Here is a 6,807-nt window from a genome sequence, read left to right on the forward strand (position 1 = left end):
CTGGATATATGTACTATTTAGAGCACCACTTAACAATTTGCCCTCTCCCTTTCTCATATATTTTTATGAGTTGGTTTAATTCAAAAATTCGCTGAACTATATCTTCTGTAAAAAATTCTAATATGGTCCTGGAAACTTTCTTTGTATGCCGTCATCATAAAGCCCCCCTAATCTATAAAATAATAAAAGCAACTCGTCCGCAGACGAGTTGCATAATAAACGTTCCTTTTGTAGCGGATGCTTCTTGTAATGTGCACTCACCGCTTCGCCTTATAAAACTCATGATACAGCTTCATCAGCGCCCTTTTCTCTATTCTCGAAACATAACTCCGCGAGATCCCCAGTTCCTTCGCAATCTCCCGCTGCGTCCGCTCTTCCCCGCCCGTATCCAGCCCAAACCGCCCAACCACAACTTCCTTCTCCCGGTCATTCAGAATGTCCAGGTTGCGGTAAATCTTACTCTTCTCGATCTTCAGATCCACTTCCTTCACAATATCATCTGCGTCGAAGCCGAGGATATCGATCAGCGTGATCTCATTGCCTTCCTTGTCCGTCCCTATGGGGTCATGCAGGGATACATCCTTTTTGGTCTTTTTAAGCGATCTCAAATGCATCAGGATTTCGTTTTCAATACAGCGGGCAGCAAAAGTAGCCAGCTTCGTACCTTTGTTAGGGCGATAGCTCTCAATGGCCTTGATCAGCCCAATGGTGCCGATGGAGATGAGGTCCTCCATATCTTCCCCTGTGTTGTCGAATTTTTTGAGGTTGTCGACACGATGCGATGTAAAAAAAACAAACCAATTACGATTGTTCCCAATTCAATTTAGTTTGTTTTTATATTCAAATACGCGATCAAAACCAGCCTTGGACCGCTTAATCAACTGCTCCGGCGTTTCCACCGGCGCATGCAGAGTAAGTATTTCTTGTGATACGACGCCATCATAACCGATATGCTGCAAAGCTTGCACAAATCCGGCTAAATCAATCACCCCTTCTCCGGGATACAGCCGATCGTTATCCAGCACCTTTTCCACCGGCACCTTTCGTGCATCGTTGATATGCACATGAACAATTTGACAGGCCTGCAGCCGTTTGATATCCGCAATGGTCCCACCGTTTGTATACCAATGATAAGCGTCCAGCAGCAAACCGACATTCGGTTCCCCGATGGCATCAATCCAGTCCAGCGTCTCTTCCATCGTCCAAATAAATGGATATTTCCAGAATGTCCGCAAATGATACGGGCCGACGAATTCAAGTCCAAACCGCAGACCGTAAACGCCGAGAATCTGGGCGCATAGCTTCAGCCGCCGGGTGGCAAGCGCCATGAAATGCGCTGGCTTCATATCTGTTGACGGTAAAATGTAAGTGCAGCAGCATGTGCAGCCAAGGGCTCTTGCCGCTGCAGCTTCTTCTATCAAGGCAGACAGGCCATCCCGGAATTCATCGTCACTCGCCCGCCATTCTACTGGTAATCCAATAGAGCCAATAATAACGCCATGCTTGGCTAGCTTCTCTCTTGCCCCCGCTGTTCCGAGCCGGTCGATCAGCTCTTTGGCACTGAAATCCACCGCCTGAAATCCGGCTTCAGATGCCAATTCGATCATACGCTCCGGACTTTCAACTGCCCCAATCCCCTCCCGTGTCAACCCTCTTAACATTGTCGAATCCTCCCTAAAGTTGTGGTAATTTCCGAACGCCCACACCTTTGAACTGATTTACTATATTAACCTCAAAAACGAACATTTAAAAGGGATACCCTGTTACTCGTTAAAATAAACCGCTTTACCTGTACGTGCCGATTCGTAGATTGCTTCCAAAATTAATGAAACTGCATATGCCTGCTCAGGTTTTACGAGCGGTTCCTTGTCCTGATCAATGGCCTCAATCCACTTTCTCATCTCCAGGTCAGGCGCGCTTTCCTCTTTACCGTCATAGAAAGCCACTCCGCCCGCTCCAAGCTCAATCTGGTTCGTATACATACGGCCAAATTGTTCACCATTAATGCGCAAGCCATTTTTCATGTCTGCGCCTGCTTCCGTTCCGCTTAAGCTGCATTTGGCCTCATCCACTTCCAGCGAGTTAAGCGCCCAGCTGGATTCCAGCATGATTGTCGCGCCATTCTCCATAACAATCATTCCAAAGGCCGAATCCTCAACTTTAAATTTCTCAGGGTCCCAAGGTCCCCATGCGTTGGCGGCATTTTCCCGTTGCGACAGCTCATGATATTTAGTACCCAAGACGACCTTTGGCTTATAATTGTCCATCATCCATAAGGTCAGATCAAGCGCATGGGTGCCGATATCAATCAAAGGCCCTCCTCCCTGCTTTTCCTCATCCAGAAAAACACCCCAGGTCGGTACAGCTCTTCTTCTGATCGCATGAGCCTTAGCATAATAAATGTGACCCAGTTGTCCTTCCTCGCAGAGCTTCTTCAAATACAAGCTGTCTTCTCTAAAGCGGTTGTTGTAGCCAACCGTTAATTTCTTTCCGGTTCTCTCAGCTGCTTCTACCATTCTTTTGGCATCTGCTGCTGTTTTAGCCATTGGCTTCTCACACATTACATGCTTGCCGGCTTCTAAAGCGGCGATGGAAATTTCCGCATGTGATTCGTTCGGTGTCAATACATGAATAACATCTATTGTACCGTCCTCTAATAAGGCTGTGTAATCTGTATAGACTCTGGCGTTTTTGCCTCCATATTGCTTGGCAGCCTGTTCAGCCCGCTCTTCCACAATATCGCAGAACGCAACGATTTCGATGTTCTTCAACTTACTTAAGCTTGGAAAATGTTTACCGTTCGCGATTCCGCCACACCCGATTATTCCAATACGATAGCTTTTAGTCATCCTTATCATCCTCACTTTATAGAGTTTTCTTTGCGATATACAGCGGGGGTCATGCCGAGGCGCTTGCGAAAAACATTATGCAGATAGGTCGCATTGGCAAATCCTTCTGATTGAGCAATATGTTCAATAGAGAGAACGCTTTCAGATAGCTTGTGACAGACTCCTTGCAAACGTATATCCTCGAGAATTCTGCTAAACGTTTGTTCAGGGTTAACCTTTTTAAAAACCCTTTGCAACTGCCTGGAGCTGATATTCAGTTTTTCAGCAACAGTGTCCAGGGTTACTCCGCTTGAAATATTAGCCTTCATGTATTGAATGGCAAAATGGTACCTGTAGTTCAACATATCCCGTACTGGAGCTTCTGTAACTATTCCGCCCAGATCATACGCTCTTACGGCCTTCAACAGAATACTGATTACCTGATGCTTGATGGAGGTATAATATCCGGACAGCTTCCCGTCATACGCTTCATAGGCTTCAAGAAAGCAATCCATGGCATGATAACGATCCCGGATAGGAAAAAGGGGCAAATGCCGCAGCTTCCCGACACATTCTTCAGCTTCCGCTACCTCCCATGGGTCCGCTCCATCTCTAGGTTTCTCTTTGATATCAATATGCAGGCAAAATTCATCCATCGCCTCTTCGCAGTTCGCTTCCTGATAATGCATAACACCTGGTCCGGTTAAGTAAAGCATCCCCTCTGCTAATGCATACTCCTGCTTACCCAAGATTACCTTTCCCTTACCTTTGGGGATGAAATGAAATTCAAACTCGGCGTGATTATGGAAATCAATGATTTTCCCAGGCGGAAAGGATGTTAAGTGAAACCTGAGCACTGTAATTTCATAATGTCCCCATAGAATCGAGATATCAAGCCTTTCCAGAATATCCGGTTTTTGAGACATCATTTGGTAGATCAAATCTTTACCTCAGACAAAGCAACCACACGTCCTTCTTTAGCCGAGCGGTTAGCGGACTCCATTAAGGCAGTAAGTTCAACAGCTACCCGGATATTCTCATCAGCGCGTGTATCATGTTGAACATGGCCCACCCACTGCTGAAAAGCGCTCTCCCTATTGTCTTTCAGAGCTATTTCCGTCCAGTTGCCAGAGATTCCGTTACCTAAATTGGTCTTAAGCAGCAATTTTTCTTCCGGTGTTCCAAATAAAAGAGACCCTTCGGTTCCATGGACCTCGATCGTAAACGGGGAATGACTGTTCACAAACCCGGCTTCTACAACTCCGATCGCACCTGATTTCGTAAAAAGTGTCACAACAGCATTATCTTCTACTTCTTTGCCTGTGATGTAGCCGAAATTCGCATTCACCCCGGTAACTTCTTCGCTCAAAAATAGCCGGGATAAATACATAGGGTGGCAGCCCAAGTCAATTAGCGCGCCTCCTGCGCATTGCTCCAAACTATAGAAATGATCAGGCAACCAGTCCGCAAGCGCCCCATTATGTGATAAACGGACCCGGACATATGTGATCTCACCGAGCAAGCCTTGACTTATCAGTTCTTGAATGGATAGGGTATATCCATCGTTTAACCGTGGCAATGAAACCGTTAATTTCAGCTGTCTTGCTTCAATCGCCGAAATGATATCATTAACTTCCTTTACCGTTGGAGCAATCACCTTCTCGGTGAATATATGTTTTCCCGCCCCGGCAGCAGCCACCAGTACTTCTGTGTGCCTATTGGTTGGCGCATCCACAATTACGGCATCCACATTTTTTTGCGCAAGCATATCATTTAATGAAGTGAAAAAGGGAACTCCCAAAGATTCAGCCGCTTTCTTCCCACGCTCTGCATCTTCATCCCATACTGCTGCAATAAAAGTATCCTCATGCTCTTGTGCTTGTTTCACATAGTCCCAGGCATGGACATGCCAAAAGCTAATTACTCCTATCCCAATGCTCATCAGCCTTACCCTCCAATATATATAATCATGACATCTATTTATAAAGTATCATGATCGCAACTATTTTTTAATAGAGAATAACGACAATCAATATATAATATTACGACATTTGTTATTTCACAATTATTACTCATTCGAGAGCATCGTGCTTCGTCTTAGATAGTGTCCTTCCTTCTCCAACCTTTTAGCTTAACACCTTAGGGTTCGGTGCATAGTTAATCAAGAAAAGCCGAGCTCCTGCTGCTCGACTCTTCAAAAAGTATAACTGAAATCTTAATTTGCGCCATGTCATCTTAGGGATATCCATTGGTTCTTATCATTTTTTTCGTAAAGATGTAGCAATGGGATATGTAGATCATACACCTCTTTGTATGTCATTTTAATGCCCCTTAAATGGTATTTTCCTATCATATCCCCTTGACCTGATCCATCAAAAACCAAAAAGCAACTCATCCGCAGACAAGTCGCTTTCTATTGGCTCTATTATTAACGAATACCGCCTTAATTTTAAGCTTACCGCTTCGCCTTATAAAACTCATGATACAGCTTCATGAGCGCCCTTTTCTCAATCCGCGACACATAGCTCCGCGAGATCCCCAGCTCCTTCGCAATCTCCCGCTGCGTCCGCTCTTCCCCGCCGGTATCGAGACCAAAGCGGCCAACCACCACTTCCTTCTCCCGGTCATCCAGAATATCCAGATTACGATAAATCTTGCTCTTCTCAATCTTCAGATCTACTTCCTTCACAATATCATCTGCATCGGAACCAAGGATATCGATCAGCGTGATCTCATTGCCTTCCTTGTCCGTCCCGATCGGATCATGCAGGGATACATCCTTTTTGGTCTTTTTAAGCGATCTCAAATGCATGAGGATTTCGTTCTCTATACAGCGGGCCGCAAAAGTAGCCAGCTTCGTACCTTTGTTAGGGCGGTAGCTCTCAATGGCCTTGATCAGCCCGATGGTGCCGATGGAGATGAGATCCTCCATGTCTTCACCCGTATTGTCGAATTTTTTGAGGTTGTGGACACGATGCGATGTCAATATTGATCGTTGCTACACTTCAAAAGCTCCTGAAAGATATCCTTCGGGACTTTTTTGTTACGAATTTTTCATTTATAGGCATGCAGTTCCTATATTACTAATCATCACTAATTATGATTTAGCGCAAGAGCAATTAAGGAGAAATGTTGCTTAATTTAATGGTTCTTACCCTCATTATCCAGTTGTGTCCTACCCACGTGTATTCTTTAACTACGAATGGGGAAGGTCGGTAAATTCATTTATGTATCTCTTCAGTAATTGGCCGTGGGATTAACCATCATTACCAATAGCATCATTTTGAGTACCTTTGTCTACGGCTCAGAAACCGATTAAAGTGAATTATTTCCTCCGAGATCGGATATGGCATAGTGGAACGAAGGTAGTATTTGCATTTTAACTGTTACGCAATACTTCACTTTTTGTTTTTAACCCAATTTGCTAATATCGTTTCATCGGTATTTTCATCATTTTTATTTTCCGAAAAACAGAAACTTATATTTTTTTCGTCTTTTAATTTTGAATACAAAAATGGTCGTAAGATTCTAGTCTTATTATCATTATAAATACTTCTTTGAGCTAATTCTCCGTCCGACTTATACCCATTTCTCCTAACTTGATAACAATACATTTTATTAGGATTTTCCGAATCACTTTTACTCAAAGAAGCAACAAGTATTCTCAATTTCTCTTCACTCTTATCCTCAATCACTTCTTTAGGAATGAACTTCGAAAAATATTCCTTAAATTGTTGAAGTATATCTCCCAAATTTTCATTGTATTCTATATTAAAATATTCTCTAAGAGTTTTTGTAGCAACAAATAACGAATTTGAATTCGCTTCTAGCTCCAAACTACTATTCAAATCAGACTGTCTTAAAAATTCTAATTTTACAAGTGCGTATGTGTCTTTCTTTTTTTCATTTTCCACAAATAACTTAACTAATACGATAAAATCTTCATTGTTATAGCTAAATATAAAAGAGTCAATTACCC

Annotated in this window: 7 protein-coding genes; all 7 read right to left on the reverse strand. The window is 43.5% G+C overall.

Going from position 1 to position 6,807, the window contains the following annotated elements:
- Positions 1 to 257: 257 nt before the first annotated feature.
- Positions 258 to 818, reverse strand: coding sequence for an RNA polymerase sporulation sigma factor SigK (sigK, locus tag A3842_RS06260; protein ID WP_074100795.1), 561 nt, complete (start codon positions 816 to 818; stop codon positions 258 to 260).
- A complete protein-coding gene (locus tag A3842_RS06265; protein ID WP_074100796.1) occupies positions 819 to 1,661 on the reverse strand; it encodes a sugar phosphate isomerase/epimerase family protein in 843 nt (280 codons plus the stop codon). It lies immediately after the preceding gene.
- A 102-nt stretch (positions 1,662 to 1,763) separates the two neighbouring features.
- A complete protein-coding gene (locus tag A3842_RS06270) occupies positions 1,764 to 2,849 on the reverse strand; it encodes a Gfo/Idh/MocA family protein (RefSeq protein ID WP_074085786.1) in 1,086 nt (361 codons plus the stop codon).
- 11 nt (positions 2,850 to 2,860) lie between these two features.
- Complete coding sequence (locus A3842_RS06275) at positions 2,861 to 3,757, reverse strand: AraC family transcriptional regulator (protein WP_074100800.1); 897 nt, start codon at positions 3,755 to 3,757, stop codon at positions 2,861 to 2,863.
- An 8-nt stretch (positions 3,758 to 3,765) separates the two neighbouring features.
- Entirely contained in the window at positions 3,766 to 4,770 is a 1,005-nt protein-coding gene (locus A3842_RS06280; RefSeq protein ID WP_074100797.1) for a Gfo/Idh/MocA family protein, read from the reverse strand.
- A gap of 513 nt (positions 4,771 to 5,283) precedes the next feature.
- Positions 5,284 to 5,817, reverse strand: a complete 534-nt coding sequence (sigK, locus tag A3842_RS06285) for an RNA polymerase sporulation sigma factor SigK (RefSeq protein WP_074100798.1) — start codon at positions 5,815 to 5,817, stop codon at positions 5,284 to 5,286.
- Between the two features lie 409 nt (positions 5,818 to 6,226).
- Positions 6,227 to 6,807 (reverse strand): DUF6037 family protein (locus A3842_RS06290; protein WP_074100799.1); only part of this gene is annotated, 581 nt, incomplete at its 5' end.

This window comes from Paenibacillus sp. P3E, assembly GCF_001909045.1.
In the GTDB taxonomy this organism is placed as follows: domain Bacteria; phylum Bacillota; class Bacilli; order Paenibacillales; family Paenibacillaceae; genus Paenibacillus_AQ; species Paenibacillus_AQ helianthi.